Origin of the sequence: Nonomuraea antimicrobica (genome assembly GCF_039536965.1) — a bacterium.
In the GTDB taxonomy this organism is placed as follows: Bacteria; Actinomycetota; Actinomycetes; order Streptosporangiales; family Streptosporangiaceae; genus Nonomuraea; species Nonomuraea antimicrobica.
The window spans coordinates 1-18,801 of sequence record NZ_BAAAZP010000060.1; the positions used below are offsets into that span (position 1 = coordinate 1).

At 70.3% G+C, this 18,801-nt stretch carries 20 protein-coding genes; 13 read left to right on the forward strand and 7 right to left on the reverse strand.

What is annotated here, in order from left to right:
* The 3 genes from ABD844_RS15860 to ABD844_RS15870 all read left to right on the forward strand — a co-directional run.
* Positions 1-459 (forward strand): GyrI-like domain-containing protein (locus tag ABD844_RS15860; RefSeq protein ID WP_344877547.1); only part of this gene is annotated, 459 nt, incomplete at its 5' end.
* On the forward strand, positions 456-983 hold the full coding sequence (locus ABD844_RS15865; RefSeq protein ID WP_344877549.1) for a hypothetical protein: 528 nt from the start codon (positions 456-458) through the stop codon (positions 981-983). The genes ABD844_RS15860 and ABD844_RS15865, both read left to right, overlap by 4 nt.
* Positions 984-1,424: 441 nt before the next feature.
* On the forward strand, positions 1,425-3,941 hold the full coding sequence (locus ABD844_RS15870) for an ATP-binding protein (RefSeq protein ID WP_344877551.1): 2,517 nt from the start codon (positions 1,425-1,427) through the stop codon (positions 3,939-3,941).
* Positions 3,942-3,987: 46 nt separating this feature from the next.
* Here the strand turns inward: ABD844_RS15870 and ABD844_RS15875 are convergent, their stop codons facing one another.
* Positions 3,988-4,689, reverse strand: a complete 702-nt coding sequence (locus tag ABD844_RS15875; protein ID WP_344877553.1) for a hypothetical protein — start codon at positions 4,687-4,689, stop codon at positions 3,988-3,990.
* 131 nt (positions 4,690-4,820) lie between these two features.
* A complete protein-coding gene (locus ABD844_RS15880; protein ID WP_344877555.1) occupies positions 4,821-5,774 on the reverse strand; it encodes a radical SAM protein in 954 nt (317 codons plus the stop codon).
* 126 nt (positions 5,775-5,900) lie between these two features.
* On the opposite strand from ABD844_RS15880, the gene ABD844_RS15885 reads away from it, so the two are divergent.
* From ABD844_RS15885 to ABD844_RS15905, 5 genes are all read left to right on the forward strand, one after another.
* Complete coding sequence (locus ABD844_RS15885; protein WP_344877557.1) at positions 5,901-6,224, forward strand: DMT family transporter; 324 nt, start codon at positions 5,901-5,903, stop codon at positions 6,222-6,224.
* Positions 6,221-6,799, forward strand: coding sequence for a TetR/AcrR family transcriptional regulator (locus tag ABD844_RS15890; RefSeq protein ID WP_344877559.1), 579 nt, complete (start codon positions 6,221-6,223; stop codon positions 6,797-6,799). The genes ABD844_RS15885 and ABD844_RS15890 overlap by 4 nt, the downstream gene beginning before the upstream one ends.
* A 20-nt stretch (positions 6,800-6,819) precedes the next feature.
* Positions 6,820-7,374, forward strand: a complete 555-nt coding sequence (locus ABD844_RS15895; protein WP_344877561.1) for a GNAT family N-acetyltransferase — start codon at positions 6,820-6,822, stop codon at positions 7,372-7,374.
* Positions 7,371-7,685, forward strand: a complete 315-nt coding sequence (locus ABD844_RS15900) for a DUF952 domain-containing protein (RefSeq protein WP_344877563.1) — start codon at positions 7,371-7,373, stop codon at positions 7,683-7,685. Before ABD844_RS15895 ends, ABD844_RS15900 begins: the two co-directional genes overlap by 4 nt.
* Before the next feature lie 66 nt (positions 7,686-7,751).
* Positions 7,752-8,126 carry a nuclear transport factor 2 family protein gene (locus tag ABD844_RS15905; protein ID WP_344877565.1) on the forward strand — a complete coding sequence of 125 codons (375 nt, stop codon included), beginning with the start codon at positions 7,752-7,754 and terminating at the stop codon, positions 8,124-8,126.
* Positions 8,127-8,181: 55 nt separating this feature from the next.
* Here the strand turns inward: ABD844_RS15905 and ABD844_RS15910 are convergent, their stop codons facing one another.
* The 3 genes from ABD844_RS15910 to ABD844_RS15920 form a co-directional block, all read right to left on the reverse strand.
* Entirely contained in the window at positions 8,182-8,379 is a 198-nt protein-coding gene (locus ABD844_RS15910; protein WP_344877567.1) for a hypothetical protein, read from the reverse strand.
* A gap of 215 nt (positions 8,380-8,594) precedes the next feature.
* Positions 8,595-9,614 (reverse strand): beta propeller repeat protein, encoded by a 1,020-nt coding sequence (locus ABD844_RS15915; RefSeq protein ID WP_344877569.1) that lies wholly within the window; start codon positions 9,612-9,614, stop codon positions 8,595-8,597.
* 65 nt (positions 9,615-9,679) lie between these two features.
* Entirely contained in the window at positions 9,680-10,642 is a 963-nt protein-coding gene (locus ABD844_RS15920) for an LLM class flavin-dependent oxidoreductase (protein WP_344877571.1), read from the reverse strand.
* 88 nt (positions 10,643-10,730) lie between these two features.
* Here ABD844_RS15920 and ABD844_RS15925 point away from each other — a divergent pair, with 88 nt between their 5' ends.
* On the forward strand, positions 10,731-11,534 hold the full coding sequence (locus tag ABD844_RS15925) for an MmyB family transcriptional regulator (RefSeq protein ID WP_344877573.1): 804 nt from the start codon (positions 10,731-10,733) through the stop codon (positions 11,532-11,534).
* Between the two features lie 159 nt (positions 11,535-11,693).
* On the opposite strand, the gene ABD844_RS15930 is transcribed toward ABD844_RS15925, so the two are convergent.
* Positions 11,694-12,458 (reverse strand): class I SAM-dependent methyltransferase, encoded by a 765-nt coding sequence (locus ABD844_RS15930; RefSeq protein ID WP_344877575.1) that lies wholly within the window; start codon positions 12,456-12,458, stop codon positions 11,694-11,696.
* 925 nt (positions 12,459-13,383) lie between these two features.
* Complete coding sequence (locus tag ABD844_RS15935) at positions 13,384-13,710, reverse strand: putative quinol monooxygenase (protein WP_344877577.1); 327 nt, start codon at positions 13,708-13,710, stop codon at positions 13,384-13,386.
* A gap of 56 nt (positions 13,711-13,766) precedes the next feature.
* Here ABD844_RS15935 and ABD844_RS15940 point away from each other — a divergent pair, with 56 nt between their 5' ends.
* The 4 genes from ABD844_RS15940 to ABD844_RS15955 all read left to right on the forward strand — a co-directional run bounded on the left by ABD844_RS15940 (position 13,767) and on the right by ABD844_RS15955 (position 18,781).
* Entirely contained in the window at positions 13,767-14,081 is a 315-nt protein-coding gene (locus ABD844_RS15940; RefSeq protein ID WP_344877579.1) for an ArsR/SmtB family transcription factor, read from the forward strand.
* Positions 14,082-14,421: 340 nt separating this feature from the next.
* The gene (locus ABD844_RS15945; RefSeq protein WP_344877581.1) at positions 14,422-16,125 is read left to right on the forward strand and encodes an enoyl-CoA hydratase-related protein; all 1,704 of its coding nucleotides are present in this window, start codon (positions 14,422-14,424) and stop codon (positions 16,123-16,125) included.
* Between the two features lie 16 nt (positions 16,126-16,141).
* The gene (locus ABD844_RS15950) at positions 16,142-17,671 is read left to right on the forward strand and encodes a helix-turn-helix domain-containing protein (protein WP_344877583.1); all 1,530 of its coding nucleotides are present in this window, start codon (positions 16,142-16,144) and stop codon (positions 17,669-17,671) included.
* 69 nt (positions 17,672-17,740) lie between these two features.
* Entirely contained in the window at positions 17,741-18,781 is a 1,041-nt protein-coding gene (locus ABD844_RS15955) for a tyrosine-type recombinase/integrase (protein ID WP_344877585.1), read from the forward strand.
* Positions 18,782-18,801: the final 20 nt, after the last annotated feature.

The window sequence follows — 18,801 nt, forward strand, 5'->3', positions numbered from 1 at the left end:
CGGCGTGTCGTGCTGGTGCGCGAGCGCGCCGCGGGCACCGAGGACATCGCCAGGGCCACCTCGGCCGCGGTGGCGCGGCTCACCGCCGCCCACGCCGGCAACGACCCGGGACCCGGGCCTGTTCGGCTGGTCGGGCTGTTCCCGATCGACCTGGAGGAGGTGGTCGACGTCGCGGTCGCCCTTGAGCCGCCGCGGACGGACTGGGAGACGGCCGCGCGCACGGCGCGGCAGGCGGCGGGCGAGGTGGACGTGCTGCCCGGCGGGCGGTTCGCCCGCGCCACCCACGTGGGCCCCTACGACCAGATGGCGCTGACCGTGCACGCCGTGCTGGCCTGGTGCGCGGAGCGGCGGCAGACGGCACGGGGCCCGATCCGGGAGGTGTACGTGTCCGACCCGGCCGTGACCTGCCCGGAGGAACTGGTGACACACGTGATGATCGGTATGGAGGAGCAATCATGAGTCCTGTGCTGGCCACGTACGGGCCGGTGACGTGCCTGAGCGTGACGGGGGTGGGCGCGCCGGGCGGCGACGAGCACACCGGCGCGATCCGGGCCCTGTACACGGTGGCCTCGGCGATGGGCGGCCCCCCGGCGCCGCTGGAGGGGCTGTGGTGGGTGGAGGAGGACGGCCCCCCGCTGGAGGTCCCGCGCGAGCGGTGGCGCTGGCACATCGTGCTGCCGCTCGCCCAGCCGCCCGCGCCCGGAGCGGTGGAACGCGCGCGCGAGGCGGTGCGGCCGTCCGGGGCCGCCGTCGACCGGGTACGCGTGACGTCCTTCACCGAGGGGGAGTGCGTGGAGGTGCTGCACGAGGGGCCGTTCAGCGAGGAGCACCGGTCGCTGGCGCTGATGGAGGCGTTCATGGCCGAGCGGGCGCTGGTTCCCAACGGGCCGCACCACGAGGTGTACCTGACCCCGCTGGACGACCCGTCCCCGCGCACCGTGCTGCGCCAGCCCGTCCGCCCCGCCGGCGACCCCCCGGCCTGACCCGCGAAAAAAGCAGGTACCCCTACGGGGATTTTCGCCCTCCTGCCCGGGGCGGGGGAGGGGGCACGCTGAGGGGGTGAGCACGATCCGCCCCGGCGCGACCCGATCGTGCGTCCCGAGTTCCCCCTCCCCGAGCCCGGCACGGCCCGCCCGCCGTGCCGGGCTCCCCGCATGACCGGCCACCCCGGCGCGCAACCCCATGTGACGAGCCCTGTGTGACGAGCCCCGTGCGCCGAGCCGCAGGTGCCAAGCCACGGTGTGACGAGCCGCCTGTGCCAAGCCGGACCCGCCTCGGCCCCATGGCATGGTCAAAACTTCCTGTGGCTTCTTGACCAGGGCATCCTCACCGGCCGGACGCGACATAACCTGGGTGCACGACGGCTGCCCGGCGTGCCACCGTGGCACGGCGGCGCACCTCGTCCAAGAGGCACCATGACAGCGGTGACGACCCACACCTCCCGCGGCCGCCCGGGCGGCCTCCCGGCGGAGGTGACGAGTTTCGTCGGACGTCGGCACGAGGTGACCGAGGTCCGGCGACTGCTGGCCGCGTCCAGGGCGGTGACGCTGACCGGCACCGGCGGCGTGGGCAAGACCCGGCTGGCCGTACGCGTCGGCCAGGAGGTCCGCCGCGCCTTCCGCGACGGCGTCTGGCTGGTCGAACTCGGCGCCCTCGACTGCCCCGACGTGCTGGCCGACGCCGTGGCCGAGGCGCTGGAGATCCGCGACGGCGCCGGGCCGCCGCTGACCGCGCTGACCGGCCACCTGCGCGACAAGCAGGCCCTGATCATCCTCGACAACTGCGAGCACCTGCTGGACGCCTGCGCCGTCCTGGCCGACACCCTGCTGCGCCGGGCCCCCGAACTGCGCATCCTGGCCACCAGCAGGCAGGCGCTGGGCATCGCCGGAGAGCAGTCACTGCCGGTGCCGCCGCTGAACCTGCCCGACTGCCGCACCGCGCGCACGTCCTCACTGGACGGCTTCCTGCAGAGCGAGTCAGTGCGCCTGTTCGCCGAACGCGGCCGCGCCGCCCACCCGGGCTTCGCCGTCACCGACGACAACCGCGAAGTGGTGTGCCACATCGTACGCCGCCTCGACGGCCTGCCCCTGGCGATCGAACTGGCCGCGGTGCGGCTGCGCGCACTGTCGGCCCAGCAACTGCTGGACCGCCTCGATGACCGTTTCCGCCTGCTCAGCGCCGGGAGGCGGGCCGTGCTGCCCCGCCACCAGACGCTGCGGGCGCTGATCGACTGGAGTTACGCCCTATGCTCACACGAGGAAAGGCTGCTGTGGCAGCGCGCGTCGGTGTTCGCCGGGGGGATGGACCTGGAGGCGGCCGAGGCGGTCTGCTCCGGCGACGGGATCGCCCGCCAGGACGTCGTGGACCTGGTGATCGCCCTGGTGGACAAGTGCGTGCTGATACGCGAGGACCATCCGGACGGCGTCCGCTACCAGATGCTGGAGACCCTGCGCGCCTACGGGGCCGAGCGCCTGGCCGGTCCGGGGGAGCGGGCTGCGCTGCGCGAGCGGCATCGAGGTTATTACCGCGACCTGGCCGCCCGGGCTCGGGCGGAACTCTTCGGTCCGGATCAGGTTCGGTGGCTGCGGCGCCTGCAGGCCGAGCACGCCAACCTGCGCACCGCCCTGGAATCGGGGCTGGCGTCGCGGGAGACGTCCGCGGAGAGCCTGAGCATGGCCACGGATCTGCTGTATCACTGGATCACCAGTTATTACCCCGGTGAGGGGCGCGGCTGGCTGGAACGAGCCCTGGCCACCGCGCCCGGCCCCGCCCGTAGCCCGGCCCCGCTGCGCGGCCGGGCGCTGTGGGCGGCGGCCTGGCTGGCGATCATCCAGGCCGACCTGCCCGCCGCCACCCGCCTGCTGCGGGAGAGCGAGCGGATCGGGCGGCGGCTGGGCGACGCGTCGATCCTCGGGTACGTGGCACTGTTTCGCGGCATGGCCGCCATGTGCGCGGGACGGGCGCCGGAGGCGATCGACCTGTACCGGCAGGCGCTGGAGCACCACCGCGGCACCGGCGACCCCGCGGCGGCCGCTCTGACGCTGATCCGGCTGTCGATGGCGTACTCCTTCCTGGGCCGCTCGCCCGAGGCGGTGCGGGCGGGACAGGAGTGCCTGGAGCTGTGCGACGCCCACGGGGAGGGCTGGCACCGGGCCTACATGATGACGGCGCTCGGGATGGAGATGTGGCGGCAGGGAGACCTGACGCGCGCCACCGAGCTGGAACGCGGCAGCCTGTCCTTCGACCGGTCGCTGGACGACCTGCTGGGGGCGGGCGTCACCATCGAGGTACTGGCGTGGATCGCCGCCACCCGCGGCGACTTCCAGCGGGCCGCGCGCCTGCTGGGGGTGCTGCGCGGGGTGTGGGGCGCGGTGGGGGCGCCCCTGTCCGGGTTCGGGCATCTGGCCGGATACCACGAGGAGTGCCGGGAACGTACGCGGGCGGCGCTGGGGGAGGCGGCCTACGAGACGGCGCTGCGGCGCGGGGCCGCGCTCGGCCCGCGGGAGGCGCTGGCGTACGCGCTGGGGGAGGACCCCGCCGGCGTACGGGCTTCGCGCACGCGCCCGGGCGACGGGGACGGCGCCGCGGTGCTGACCCGGCGCGAACACGAGATCGCCGGGCTCGTCGCGCGAGGGCTGACGAACAAGGAGATCGCGGCGGCCCTGGTGATCGCGCAGCGGACGGCCGAGGGGCACATCGAGCACATCCTGGCCAAGCTGGGGTTCAACTCGCGGGCGCAGATCGCGGTGTGGGTGGGGGACCACGCCCGCGACGAGCAGGCCACGGACGGCCCTCCGAACGGCTCACCGGACGGCTCTCCGGATGGTGACGGCGGGCACGTGAACGGGGCACGGGCACGCCGACCGGCCGCCCGCGACGCGGATGGGTGCGACGCCGGCGGATGCGCCGACGGGCGGGTGACGAGGGGAGGGCGGCGCTGACTCCGCCGCCTCCCGCGCACTCACCCGGCGGTTGAGGCCGGTCGAGTCATCCGGCGGCACCTCGCGTGCGCTCGCGATGGACGCCCGCGTGGCCGCCGGTGGGCAGCTCGAACCAGGTCACCTGGCCGGCCACCCCCCAGCAGCAGGCCAGGCTCTCCAGCAGCGGCGGGCACGGCGGCGGGCACGGCCGGGCCTGCGTCCGACGGCCGCTCTCCCGGGCCTCGCCCCTGCCCGGGCCGCTATCGAGGTCACTGTCGAAGTCACCGTCGAAGTCACTGCCGAGGCCATGGTCGAAGCCATGATCAAAGCCCGAGCCGAGGTCGCCGTCGATCCCGCGATCGGCGCCACGCCCGGGGCCGCCGCCCCGGCCGGCTCTGTGGACGGCTTTGTGGTCGATCTTGCCGCCCTCGACCTCGCCGCGCAGCAGCCCGTCCTCCAGCCCGATCGTGAGCCGAACGGTGCCCGCGCCGCGGCGTACGGCGTCTCCGACGAGTTCGGCCGCGAGCAGCGCGGCGGTGTCGGCGTGCTCGTTCAGCCCCCAGTGCGACAGCCGGGACGCGATCAGCCCGCGGGCGCTCAGCACCGCGGACGGGTGCCGCGTCAGCACCCACGACACGGCCCGATCGCGGCCGGTCCATCCAGCACGGGCGGCAAGGTGACTGGCCAGGGCCAGGAAGGTGTTCCACGACGGCAGCCGCAGCGCACGCCGGAACGGGCCACGGTGCCCCGGCCGGCAGGTGGTTCCCACGTCGATCCTCCCCCCAAGGTTGACGGGTGTACTTTCAGCCTGCGTACACCACGCCACCCACAACAACCGGAGATATCCCCATACCGATACCTATAGCGGGATTCAGGTAGTCGTCGGGTGGGACGTACCGGTCACACCAGCGCGAGCTGCGCCGCCCGCGGCTCACCCCGCCCGGCCACCGGCGCCCCGCACTCCATCCCGTACACCCGGCACAACTGCTCGATCTGCCCCGTGATGCGCCCCTCATACCCCGGCGACGGCAGCCCCGCCCGGTCGTACAGCTCCTCGTAGCGGCCCACGAGCTGCGGATGCGCCCGCTCCAGCCACTCCACGTACCACTCCCGCGTCCCCGCAGGCAGCCGCAGCACCACCGGCTCCACCACCCGCACCCCCGCCGAAGCGATCCGCCGCACCGTCGCCGCCAGCTGATCGGCGGCGTCACTGAGCAACGGCAGCACCGGCGCCATCAGCACCCGGCACTCCACACCCGCCTCCACCAGCGCCGACACCAGCTCCAGCCGCGCCTGCGCCGACGGCGCCCCCGGCTCCACCGCCCGCCGGATCCGCTCGTCGACGAACGCGATCGACACCGCCACCCGCGCCCCCGGCCGCGCCAGCAGCGGCGCGTCCCGCAACACCAGCGCGCTCTTGGTGTACACCGTGAACGGCGTGCCCGCATCCGCCAGCGCGCCGATCACCCCGGGCATCAGCCGATAGGTCTCCTCGGCCCGCTGGTAGCAGTCGCCGCCGACGCCCACCGCCAGCTCCTGGCCGTCCCAGCGGGCCAGCTCGGCCCGCAGCCGCTCCACCACGTTCGGACGCACCACGACCCGCGTGTCGAAATCACTCCCCGCGTCCAGCCCCAGACGCCGATGCCCGGCCCGGGCACCGCAGCCGCGGCAGGCATGGGCGCAGCCGCGGTAGGGGGAGATGGCCCACTGCTGGGCGACGCCCGCGGCCTGCGGCACCCGCTCGATCACCGTGCGGGCCTGCAGCTCGAAGAAATCGCCCCGCACCACCGCGCGCCGCTCGATCAGCGGGCGGTCGTCGGCGGCGTCAACAAGCGAAAGCGCGTCCCAACCCACACCCCCCAGTGGAACACGTATTCGACTGGGTTTTCAAGCAGTTCCCGCCACCCCGCCCAACCGGCGGGGGAGAAGAACCCCCTAAAATCCGGACGACCGTACCACTTCCAGTCAGGGAGAACCCCCATGGCCTGGCTCCTGCTCGCCTTCGCCATCGCCTCAGAAGTCCTCGCCACCTCCGCGCTCAAACTCAGCAACGGCTTCACCCACCTCGGCTGGAGCATCGTCGTCGCCGCCGGCTACATCACCTCCTTCGCCCTGCTCGCCCAGGTACTCAAACTCCAGCTCGACGTGGGCACCGCCTACGCCGTCTGGTCCGGCGCGGGCACCGCCGCCATCGCCCTCATCGGCGCCGCCTTCATGGGAGAGACCCTCACCCCCCTCAAGATCGGCGGTATCCTGCTCATCATCGGCGGCGTCGTCGTCCTCAACCTCGCAGGTGGCCATTGAACCCACACCACGAGCCCCCGGCACGCCCCCGCACCGCCCCCGCCCAAGCCCGCAGCAGGCACCGCCGCGCCACCCTCCTCAACGCCGCCGTCGACCTGCTCACCCAAGGCGGATTCGCCGCCGTCACCCACCGGGCCGTCGCCCACCACGCCCGCCTGCCCCTGGCCGCCACCACCTACTACTTCACCTCACGCCACCAGCTCCTCGCCGAAGCCTTCGCCCAGCTCGTCGAAACCGAACTCGCCACCACCCGCGCCTGGCTCACCCGCCACGGCCCCGCCGCCCTCATCGACCAGGTAGCCGCCGCCGACCACACCCGCCAGCTCGGCCTCTGGGAGCTGTACGTCCACGCCGGCCGCGACCCCGTACTCCAGCACATCGCCCGCCGCTGGAGCGACGGCTGCCTGCGCATCCTCGCCGACACCCTCCACCTCCCGCAGACCGACCCCCGCCTGCGCCTGCTCTACACCACCGTCTCCGCCCTCTGGCTCGAGCACCTCGTCGAACAACGCCCCCTCGACGAAGCCCGCGCCCTGCTCACCCTCGCGCTGCAAAACGCGTTGCCACCCACCTGACCACTCCCTACACTGCCCCCGTGCTCAAACCCAGCTACCCGATCATCACCCCCCGCCTCCACCTTCGCCCCTACACCCACGACGACCTCGACGCCGTCAACGCCTACGAATCCCTCCCCGACGTCACCCGCTACCTCTACTGGGACACCCGCGACCGCGACACCAGCCGCACCTTCCTCGACAAGAAGACCACCCGCACCGCCATCACCGAAGAAGGCGACGCCATCGACCTGGCCGTCACCCTCGCCACCACCGGCCGGCTCATCGGCAACTGCCTGCTCATCTGGACCAACCGCGAAAACCGCCAAGGCGAGATCGGCTACATCCTCCACCCCGACCACCACGGCCACGGCTACGCCACCGAGGCCGCCCGCGCCATGCTCGCCCTCGGCTTCACCGGGCTCGGCCTCCACCGCATCACCGGCCGCCTCGACAACCGCAACACCGCCTCCGCCCACGTCCTGGAAAAACTCGGCATGCGCCGCGAGGCCACCCTCGTCGACAACGGGTACGTCAAAGGCGAATGGACCAGCGAAACCATCTACGCCATCCTCGAAACCGAGTGGACCCCGTGACCACCCCCACCCTCATCCACCACCTCGCCCTGCGCACCGACTGGGAAGCCGCGCAGCAAGCGGGGGAGTACCGCATCTCCACCCTCGGCCGCACCCTCGAACAAGAGGGCTTCATCCACTGCAGCCGTGACCTCACCCAGCTCCACGGCGTCCACACCGCCTTCTACCACCACCTCACCCAGCCCCTGCTCATCCTCGACATCGACCCCACCGGCCTCGACCTCCGCATCGAGAACGGCTTCCCCCACCTGTACGGCCCCCTGCCCCTCACCGCCGTCACCGCCACCCACCCCTACACCGCCCCCCGATAAGCCCACCAGGGGCAGGCGCACCCGTTCACCCCCCGACGGGCCGGCGCCAGCCCCACAATGGACCCCATGGACACCCGAGCAGCCGCCCAACGCTTCGCCGACACCTGGCAGCACGGCTGGACCCACCACGACACCGCCGCCATCACCGCCCTCTACCGCGACGACGCCGTCCACACCAGCATGCCCTTCCGCCCCCCACACCAGGGCAGACAGGCCATCGCCGACTACATCACCTGGTCCTTCACCGGCGAGACCAACCCCCAGGTCACCTTCGCCGACCCCATCGTCGACGGCGACCAGGCAGCCATCGAGTTCCGGGTCCACGCCCACGACAACGGCCACCCCGTCACCCTCGCCGGCTGCGTCTTCGCCCGCTTCGACCCCGACGGGCTCGCCGTACAGACCCGCGACTACTGGCACACCACCGACGGCCACCACTGACCCGCACCCCTGCGCGGGCCACCCCCATCAAAAAGCCGTCACCATCACAAGAACGTCAGCGCGCCACCCGCAACGGCGCACGCCCCGCACCCACCACCGGCACCGGCCCCGTCGCGGGCCCCGGCATCGGAACGGGAGCAGGGGAGGGGGACTGCGACCGCGCCCTCTGCCGCTGCGCCTCCATCTGCGCCTGACGCTGGGCCTGCTGCTCGGCCACCTCGGCGCACCCGCCCTCGCAGTACCCGTTCGTCACGATCAGCCGCCCCCGAAGCGGCGTGTACGACTCCTTACCCGAAGCGGGCAGAACCCCCTGACACACCGGACATAACACCGACTGATTCCCCACGTGCTGCTCCTCTCGCGGCGCGATAGCAGAACTCCCACCCTAAAACCACGCACCACACCAAGGACAGCGAATCAACAGAACGTCAAGCCATCCGTCAACCCGCGAACCCCGGAACCAGACACTCAGACCAGACCGCGAAAGACCCCCCGAGCCCCGCCGATCACCCCCGTGACCAGGAGCGGGCCACCGGCAACGGCCGACAGCGAGGTCAGTTCGCCACCGCACGGAACCTTCGACCAGCGGCCCGAGGAATCCCGACGAGCCAACGCGGAATCACTGCCGTCGACGTCGGACGAACCGGCGAACCAGTGGCCACCCACACCATCAGGCACCGGCGCCAGGCCACGGACCATACGACCCGCCGTCACCGAGGTGTCCTCACCACGCCAGCCGGAACCCGTCTGGAAGACCAGGAACGACGACATCCCGATCTCCCCAATGATCCACACACCCGACGGATCGGCGGTGATCGCGCTCAGCCGAAAATCCGCCGGACCAGGAGGCGACTCATCGGACGGAGGCGGAGCCTGCGGCAACACCCCAGCCAGATCAACTACGGCCCACCCCACCCCGTCGAAGCGATACACCCAAGGCGCGGCGCCGTCGAGCACCCAGATATCGGAACCCGAACGAGCGCTGACCCGGAAAGCACTGAAAGGCACATCCCGCTCCGACCAGGTGACACCGTCGAAACGCCACGCCCTGCGGTCACCGAACACCCACACATCGTCGTCGGCGACGACGGCCAGGGCCGACGCAGGCGTCTCCCGCACGACCGTCCAGGAACGCCCGTCCCAGCGCACGACGGAACCGCCGGCCAGAGCCCACACATTGGACGGACCTGACGCGGCCACCGAGCCGACATCCCCCAACTCAACAGGGAAGTCACTCTTCCTCCAACGACCGCCGTCCCAGCGGAAGGCCGTGGGCCGGTGCGGCCCGTCAGCCACCGGGACCCAGGCGGCAATACCGAGAATGTCCCAGCCGAAGGCCCAAGCCTCACGCTCGCCGGTCGCGACGACCTCACCGTAAGCGACCGACCGCAGAGCGGCCACCAACTCCCAGCGATCGTTGCCACCCACCCAAGGAGCAGCCCGCAACAGCCACAACCACAGCCCGGCCACCGCCCGCCTCAAAAACACGATCGAAGCCTACGGAGACCACCGCCACGAAACCTGAGTACGCGTACTCAGACTCTCCGTCATCCTCACGGTCGACGGAGAAGCGGAACGAGGCCCGCGATCCGACGCAACTGATCCCGCTGCCCCTCGAGATCGAGGGCACCGATCCGGCAGACGAGATGCCGGGCCCCGGCATCGACGTAACCGCGCAGCCGAGCCGCCACATGCTCCGGCGGCCCGGTGACGACGGCCTGGACCTTTTCAAGCTCGTCAAGCGCAAGCCCATAGTTGGCCCTGCCGAAGCCCTCCAGAGCCTGCCGCCCACCCACCACACTGTCGGCGACCAACACGACGACGTAGCAAGCGGGCATGACCACATCCGGGGCACGACCCGCGTCGGCAGAAGCCCGCCGGATCCGGGCCAGGCCGGTCCGATAGTCCGCCGAGTCGGGAGGATAGGGCAGCCACCCGTCATAGAGACGGCCAGTACGGGCCAGCGCCGCCGGGCCGGCACCGCCCAGCCAGATGGGCGGCCCACCCGCCCGGTACGGCGGCGTCGCCGGCGGGATCTCGTCGAAACGCACGAACTCGCCGTGGAAAGACGTGACGCCGTCGCTCGCCCACAGACGCCGCCACAGCGCGACGGTCTCATCCAGCCTGGCGAACCGTCGCTCCCACGGCACCTCCGACAGGTCGTACAGCGGCCGCCCGAAACGACCGGGGAAACCGGCCCCCACGGCCACGGTCAGGCGTCCACCGGACAGCAGGTCGATGGCGGCCAGAGTCTGCGCCACCTGCACCGGCCGGCGCAGCACCGGAAGGAGCGCCGCAGTGCCGAGTGTGACGCGATCGGTCACCGCAGCCGCCGCGGCCAGCATGGTCAGCGCTTCGATGCGAGGGCTCAGCAGCGTGTCATTGGCCCACAGAGAGTCATAGCCGAGCCCCTCGGCCCGGACCGCGAAGTCGATGAGATCTCGAGGATCCGCGCCCTCGCCCCATTGGGCCCTTCCCGTCGGCAGCAGCACGCCGAAACGGATGTCGTCGTCCATGGACCGCATCCTGAGCGCCACCGGTGAATGGCGGCAATTCCCCTGAGGGAATGACCCGGCCCGGATGGCGGGCGGTACAACTGGTCGAGTGGACTTTCCCCAAGCACTCCGCGAACACCGGACCCGCCACCGCCTCAGCCAGCTCGAACTCGCGCTGAAAGCCGGCACCACTCAGCGGTACGTCAGCTTCCTGGAGAGCGGCCGGTCGCAGCCAGGCCGGGAGATCGTCATACGCCTGGGGGAGTCACTGGACCTTCCACTCCGGGAACGCAACAGCCTGCTGCTCGCGGCCGGCTACGCCCCCGCCTACCCGCAGACCCCCCTGGACGACCCGGCGCTGGCCCCGGTGCACACCGCGCTGACACACATCCTGGCCGCCCACCAGCCCTATCCCGCGATCGTCATCGACCGCCACGGCGACCTGGTCGCCGCCAACGCGGCATTCGCGCTCATCACCGACGGCGCGGCACCGGACCTGCTCGAACCTCCGGCGAACGTCTACCGCCTCGCTCTGCACCCCAACGGCCTCGCTCCGCGGATCGCGAACTTCGGCGAATGGGCCCAGCACATCCTCGAACGCCTCCACACCGAGGTCCTGCGAAACCCCAACGAGCGGCTCACCGACCTCCACGCCGAACTCCAACAGCACGTATCGGGCCGTCCCTTGGAGCCCGGCCACCTCGGCTTCGCCGTTCCGCTGCGGCTCCGTACGGTGCAGGGCGAACTGCACCTCATCACCACCATCACCACCTTCGCCACCGCTGTCGACATCACCCTCGCCGAACTGAAGCTCGAGGCCTTTCTCCCAGCAGACGAGATCTCGTCCTCGATCCTTGCCCGAACGGCCCGCAAGGGCCCCGACGCCGCTGATGTCCCGTCTCAATTGATGTGACCCACAGATGTTCGTCCACCTCGGGTGTGCCAGTTCTATTGAGACAGCAGAGGAGCGCGGAGTCTCAAAACAACTGACACAACTGTGACTGAGCGCTTCGGTTGGCGAGATCGCCCGCTGAAACGCTGAGTCACCACAGCCGATCGTGACCAGGAGCCGTTAGCTGGCTTCCAGAACGAAGAACAGGAAGCACACGAACCTCGTGCCGGTGATCTCGCGGAACTCCTCGGGGAACAGTTCGCGGGCTTCCGGCACATACGGCGGTTCGCTGATGACGTTGATACGAAAGCCCGCCGTGGTGAAGGCTTCGGTCATCGCGTGCAGCGGCCGGTTCCAGAAGCTCATCTGGGCGGTCTGCCCACCCATGGTCCATTCTTCGGTCCGGGTACGGGTCTCGAAATACTTGGGCTTTTCACCGGCCATGTGCTGATAGAGGGTGACCGAGAAAGGATGATCGACCGAGACGAGGAGTCGGCCGCCAGGCCTCAGCACGCGTCGCAGCTCGGCCAGCGTCGGCCCCCAGTCTTCCAGGTAGTGCAGCACCAGGGACGCGATGACGTCGTCGAACACGTCGTCGGGGAAGGACAGCGGGCCGGCCAGGTCGGCGACCCGCAGATCCGCGTCGGCACCCAGCCGCCGTCGAGCCTGCTCCAGCATCCCGGCGCTCGCATCGATGCCGGTGACGAGGGCGCCTCGATCGCGCAGCTCGGCGAACAGGGGACCCGAGCCGCAACCGGCGTCGAGGATGCGCCGGCCGGACACATCCCCGGCGAGCTCCAGCATCGCGGGCCGCTCGTAGTACGCGTTCAGGAGACTGGTCTCGTTCTCGGCCGTGTACCCCTCGGCGATCCTGTCGTAGTCGTTGAATCGCGACGGATGGGCGGTCCTGACATGGTTCTCGGGCGTAGTCGTCATGCGGGACATTTTGACCCACCCGCTGAGACTGTGTCGGCTCAGTTGAGACCCGACAGCCCGCAAGGGCCCCGACGCCGCTGAAGGCGCCGGCCCACTCCCAGAGGAGCCTTACTTGACATAATGTTCATTATCAAGCAACGACAGAAGGACCCAAGCTCCCGCGAACGACACGCTTACCAACGTCAGCGCCTGCGCCTACAAAGGACGGCTTTCGTCACCATGGAGGGACGGAACTTCGGCAACGGCGACGACCGCGCCGACACCTGATCGCCGACCGGATCGGTCACCGCACCCTGCTACGGTTTCGGGTGCTGTGCTACCGCCATACGATTCACGGTGTTCTCTCCGCCGGATTGAACGCCAGGCTGGCTCCGCCCGACTCGGGCTCCTTGCGGTTCTTCGCCTTGCCCGCCTTTTTCTTCTCTTGATTCGTCGATCCGGGCCACCTCGGAGGGCTTGGCCTCCGTACTTCCTCCTGGCCCTCGCGAGCAGACTCCAGCGGAACGGCTTCCAAGCCGTCCTGAATCTCCGTCTGATGAGCGTGAGGCGTGATCACCTCGGAAGCATGCCCGCATGTCGGCACGGCGCAATGGGTTGCCGGCGAAACAGCGGTGTTGACCTCAAATTCGGTGCCGCATGCGAGAGACGGACGAAGTCGGTGCAATCCTCGCTCCAGGCACTAAATGATGTCATACCAGACAGAAGGTGGATTCTGTTTGGTATGGCAAAGGTTCTATCGACCTCAGCTCAAACCGCCGACAAACATCCAGGTCACTGTCCTGTCCCCGTTGAGCTGACATGCGCGGCCGCCAGGGTGTCGATCGAACGCGGAGCATCGGCAACGCCGCGTTCGCCCGGGAAGCGTGACACCGGCCGGGCGCCGATCGGACTTCTCGGCGTCAGGGTGTACTCCCCCGGTCCAGGCTGGGGTGGGTCAGGGGGTTGTGGTGAGTGGTGTGAGCCAGTGGATCTCGAGGTCTTCTCGCAGGTAGTCCATGCGGTGCTGCTGGAAGTGGGTGAGTTCGGGGCGGGTGAGGTGGGCGCGCAGGTCGTCGGCTGAGCGCCAGAGTTCGTAGAAGACGAATGCGGTGGGGTCGGTGGTGTCGCGGTGGACCTGGTAGTGCAGTGAGCCTGGTTCGGCTCGGGTGGGCTGGACGAAGGACAGCAGGAGTTGTTCCAGTTCTGCGGCGCGTTCGGGTTTGGGGCGGGCGAAGCCGTAGAGGGCGATGGTGCCGCTTGCTTCAGGTATGACGATTTTCATACCTGGGGACGTTAGCCGCCCCGTTAGGTATGATGCAGGTCGTACCTGGGAGGGGCATGGATCTGGGCAAGGTGTTCGCGGCGCTGGCCGACGACTCCCGCCGCCGGGTGGTGGCCGAGCTCGCGGCCGATCCCGGGGACGGTGAGCGTGCCTGTGGGTCGTTCGAGCTGCCGGTGAAGAAGGCCACGCGTACGCATCACTTCCGGGTGTTGCGTGAGGCGGGGTTGATCGTGCAGCGTGACCACGGCAATGGCAGTGCCGTCTCGTTGTGCAGGCGGGACATCGAGCGTCACCTGCCGGGCCTGCTGGCACTTCTGACCGGGGAGCTGGAGTCCGGTGGTGGGCCGAGGCGGCGGGATGGGGTGCGGTAGGGCGAGAGGGTCGTCGCTGCCGGGTGGGTTCGTTGTCGCCGGGGTGTCCGTCGGGGCCGCCCCCCCGCTCCCCCGCTCCCCCGTTCGGGTGCGGCTGGTGTGGCGGGTGTGGCATGGTGATGGTGGGATCTTTTGGGCAAAGTGGGGCAATTGGGGTTAGTTGGGGTGGGTTTTTGCGGTGAACGGTCACCAGTAGTAGGCGATTCGTGTCAGCATCGAAGGTATGTATGGGTCGTATGGGTCTGCCATAAATGCGTGTGACGTGTGGGGCAGCCCGCCGTCCATCCGGTAGTGCTCCGCCCCGATACCGTCTGCTCCCCCGCCCGGAAAGAAGCCCCCGTTGCGTATCCTGCTGCTCTGCTCATCCTTCAACGGCCTCACCCAGCGTGCCTGGCTGGAGTTGCGCCGTGCCGGTCATGACGTCGCCGTGGAGCTGGCGCTCTCCGAGGAGCTGATGGTGGAGGCGGCCGAGCTGGTCAAGCCGGATCTGATCATCTGCCCGTTCCTGAAGGAGCGGGTGCCGTCGGCGTTGTGGCGGGGCTACCGTACGGTGATCATCCACCCGGGGCCGCCCGGGGACCGGGGGCCGTCGTCGCTGGACTGGGCGATCACCGACGCCGAGACGGAGTGGGGCGTGACGGCGCTGCAGGCGGTGGAGGAGATGGACGCCGGCCCGATCTGGGGCTACCGGACGTTCCCGCTGCCGGGTGAGGCGCCGCGCAAGTCGGCGCTGTACAACGGGCCGGTGGCGGACGCGGCGGTGGAGCTGGTGGCGGAGGTGGCGGCCAGGGCGGCCGATCCGGCGTTCGTGCCGGAGCCGCTGGACTACCGCTCCCCCGAGGTGCGCGGGCGGCTGCGGCGGGCGATGCGGCATGCCGACCGGGAGTTCTCGTGGGAGGAGCCGACGGAGGAGATCCTGCGGCGGGTGCGGGCGGCCGACGGGGCGCCGGGCGGGCGGGCGCGGTTGTTCGACCTGCCGGTGCGGGTGTTCGACGTGTACCGGGGGCCGGAGGTTGCGGGTCCGGCAGGTGAGGTGTCGGCGCGGCGTGAGGGCGCGGTGCTGGTGCACACCGGCGACGGGACGGTGTGGGTGGGGCACGTGCGGGTGGAGCAGGAGGGCGCGGTCAAGCTGCCGGCCGCGCTGGCGTTGGGTGAGCTGGTGGCGGAGGTGCCGCAGCGGCCCGGCTACAGCGAGATCACCTACGATCGCAGCGAGGGTGTGGGGGTGGTGAGCTTCGACTTCTACAACGGGGCGATGTCGACCGATCAGTGTCGTCGGCTGGCTTCGGCGTTGCGGTACGCGGTGGCGCAGGACACGCGGGTGCTGGTGGTGCGGGGCGGGGAGGTGTTCTCGAACGGCATCCATCTGAACGTGATCGATGCGGCGCGTCACCCGGAGCTGGAGGCGTGGATGAACATCAACGCGATCAACGCGGTGTGCCGGGAGATCGTGGGGTGCACGAGCCAGTTGGTGGTGACCTCGATCGGGGGGAACGCGGGGGCGGGTGGCGTGATGATGGGGCTGGGGGCCGATCGGGTGATCGTGCGGGAGTCGGTGGTGCTCAATCCGCACTATCGGACGATGGGGTTGTTCGGCAGTGAGTACTGGACGTATGTGCTGCCGCGCCGGGTGGGTGCGGAGCGGGCGCGGCGGCTGACGCAGGAGGCGTTGCCGATCGGGGCGGTGGAGGCGGTGGAGTGCGGGCTGGCGGACAAGGCGCTGGGTGGTTCGCGGCTGGACTTCGAGCGGCGGGTGCTGGAGTACGCCGAGCGGCTGGCGGCCGATACGGGCTACGATCGGTTGCTGACGGGGCGGCGGCAGGTGCGTGAGGTGGACGAGCGGCGTAAGCCGCTGGACGCCTACCGGGCCGAGGAGCTGGCGGAGATGAGCCGGGACATGTTCGATGATCGCAACGGGTTCCGGCAGGCGCGGCGGGCGTTCGTGCACAAGGTGAAGGCGCAGGCGACGCCGGAGCATCTGGCGGGTCATCGGGAGTTGTCCGGCGCGTCGGACCCCTCTGGCGCAGTGGCATCTCATATGTGAGATATGGTCTGCTGTTGTGGCAGATGATTACCTTGTGCGGATCGGCCGGTTGATCCGTGACGCGCGTCAGCATCGCGGTTGGACACAGCTCCAGCTCGCCGATGCGCTGGCGACGAGCCAGAGCGCGGTGAACCGGATCGAGCGCGGCAACCAGAACATCAGTCTTGAGATGATCGCCCGGATCGGTGAGGCGCTCGACAGTGAGATCGTCTCGCTGGGTTATGCCGGGCCGATGCATCTTCGGGTGGTGGGCGGTCGCCGGTTGTCGGGCAGCATCGATGTCAAGACGTCGAAGAACGCGTGTGTGGCGCTGCTGTGCGCGTCGCTGCTGAACTCCGGGCGCACGATCTTGCGGAAGGTGGCGCGGATCGAGGAGGTGTACCGGATCCTGGAGGTGCTGGCCTCGATCGGGGTCCGGGCGCGGTGGATCAACGAGGGCAGCGACCTGGAGATCGTGCCTCCGGCGCGGCTGGAGCTGGAGGCGATGGACACCGAGGCGGCCCGCCGTACCAGGAGTGTGATCATGTTCCTGGGGCCGTTGATGCATCGTACGGAGCAGTTCCAGATCCCGTACGCGGGCGGCTGTGATCTGGGCACCCGTACGGTGCAGCCGCACATGTCGGCCCTGAAGCACTTCGGGCTGGACATCACCGCGACCGGTGGCTTCTACCACGCGCGGGTGGATCGGGGGGCGGCGCCGTCGCGGCCGATCGTGCTGACCGAGCGCGGTGACACCGTGACGGAGAACGCGCTGCTGGCGGCGGCCCGGCACGACGGGGTGACGGTGATCCGCAACGCCTCGTCCAACTACATGGTGCAGGATCTGTGCTTCTTCCTGGAGCAGCTCGGGGTGCGGGTGGAAGGAGTGGGGACGACGACGCTGACGGTGCACGGGCTGCCGTTCATCGAGCGGGACGTCGACTACTCCCCCTCCGAGGATCCGGTCGAGGCGATGAGCCTGCTGGCGGCGGCGGTGGTGACCTCCTCGGAGCTGACGATCTGCCGGGTGCCGGTGGAGTTCCTGGAGATCGAGCTGGCGGTGCTGGAGGAGATGGGCCTGGATCACGATCGGGGGCGGGAGTACGCGGCGGCCAACGGGCGTACGCGGCTGGTGGACCTGACGGTCCGGCCCTCGAAGCTGGTCTCCCCCATCGACAAGATCCATCCGATGCCGTTCCCGGGGCTGAACATCGACAACGTGCCGTTCTTCGCCGCGATCGCGGCCTCGGCGCAGGGTTCGACGTTGATCCACGACTGGGTGTATGACAACCGGGCGATCTATCTGACGGAGCTGACGCGGCTGGGGGCGTCGGTGAAGCTGCTGGATCCGCATCGGGTGCTGGTGGAGGGGCCGACGCGGTGGCGCAGCGCGGAGATGATGTGCCCGCCGGCGTTGCGTCCCGCGGTGGTGGTGCTGCTGGCGATGATGGCGGCCGAGGGCACGTCGGTGCTGCGCAACGTGTACGTGATCAACCGGGGGTATGAGGACCTGGCGGAGCGGCTGAACGCGCTGGGGGCTCGGATCGAGACGTTCCGCGACATCTAGCAGGAGGTTTTGTCGGTGCCGGCCGCTACCGTCGTGGGTGGATCTTCGACCTGACGGAGGGGGTGGCCGGTGCGGCCTGCGGAGCTCGACCGGGTGACGGTGGCGGAGGCGGTGGCGCGCTATGTGGAGCTGGTGCGGGCCAAGACGCTGACGGGGGCGCTGGCGGCCTCGACGGCGGAGCTGTACGCGCGTGACGTGGCCACGCTGGTGGAGCTGGCCGGTGAGCAGGTGGTGCTGGACGATCTGACCGGCGTGGATGTCGACGCGATCCTGCTGGCGTTCGCGCGCCGGCCCGACGGCCGGTCGGCGGGCCGGTCTGCCGGGGTGCCCGCCGCCGTGTCGGGGGCGGGGCAGTCGGCGTCGTCGCAGGCGCGTTTTCGCCGGTCGGTGTCGGCGTTGTTCAAGCATGCGGTGCTGGTGGGGTGGGTGCAGGTCAATCCGATGACGCAGTCGACGGTGACGGCCAAGGAGCGGGGCGGGCTGCGGGCCGAGCGGCGGGCGCTGACGCGTGAGCAGGCGCAGGGGCTGGTCGGGGCGGCGCGGGCGCTGCTGGAGGCGCCGGCGCAGGAGGCCAAGCGGCGTGATCAGCGTACCGGGTTGCGTGACGCGGTGATCGTGCTGCTGCTGGCGACGGTGGGGCCGCGGGTGTCGGAGCTGGTGCGGGCGAACGTGGAGGATTTCTTCACCAACGACGGGGTGCGTTACTGGCGGATCTTCGGCAAGGGCGGGCGCACGCGGGATGTGCCGTTGCCGGGTGATGTGGGGCGGGTGCTGGAGGCGTACCTGGAGCGGGGGCGGGCGCGGGTGGACGACAAGGCGCTGCTGCTGTCGTGGCGGGGGCGGCGGCTGGCGCGCGGTGACGTGCAGGCGGTGATCGACCGGGTGCAGCAGGGGGTGGCGGCCGATCAGCGGCGGTCGGTGACGCCGCACGGGCTGCGGCACACCACGGCCACGCATCTGCTGGCCGACGCGGTGGACATGGACGCGGTACGGCGGGTGCTGGGGCACAGCGACCTGTCGACGCTGGGGCGATACCGGGACGAGTTGCCGGGTGAGCTGGAGGTGGCGATGCGGACGCACCCGCTGCTGCGCTCCCGCCCGCCGTCGTGAACCGCCGTCGTGAGCCACTG

Bases quoted from the DNA above. Each gene is read 5' to 3' on its own strand.
- ABD844_RS15865 (WP_344877549.1), top strand. From the start codon at position 456: ATGAGTCCTGTGCTGGCCACGTACGGGCCGGTGACGTGCCTGAGCGTG.
- ABD844_RS15885 (WP_344877557.1), top strand. From the start codon at position 5,901: ATGGCCTGGCTCCTGCTCGCCTTCGCCATCGCCTCAGAAGTCCTCGCC.
- ABD844_RS15905 (WP_344877565.1), top strand. From the start codon at position 7,752: ATGGACACCCGAGCAGCCGCCCAACGCTTCGCCGACACCTGGCAGCAC.
- ABD844_RS15920 (WP_344877571.1), bottom strand. From the start codon at position 10,642: ATGGACGACGACATCCGTTTCGGCGTGCTGCTGCCGACGGGAAGGGCC.
- ABD844_RS15930 (WP_344877575.1), bottom strand. From the start codon at position 12,458: ATGTCCCGCATGACGACTACGCCCGAGAACCATGTCAGGACCGCCCAT.
- ABD844_RS15935 (WP_344877577.1), bottom strand. From the start codon at position 13,710: ATGAAAATCGTCATACCTGAAGCAAGCGGCACCATCGCCCTCTACGGC.
- ABD844_RS15940 (WP_344877579.1), top strand. From the start codon at position 13,767: ATGGATCTGGGCAAGGTGTTCGCGGCGCTGGCCGACGACTCCCGCCGC.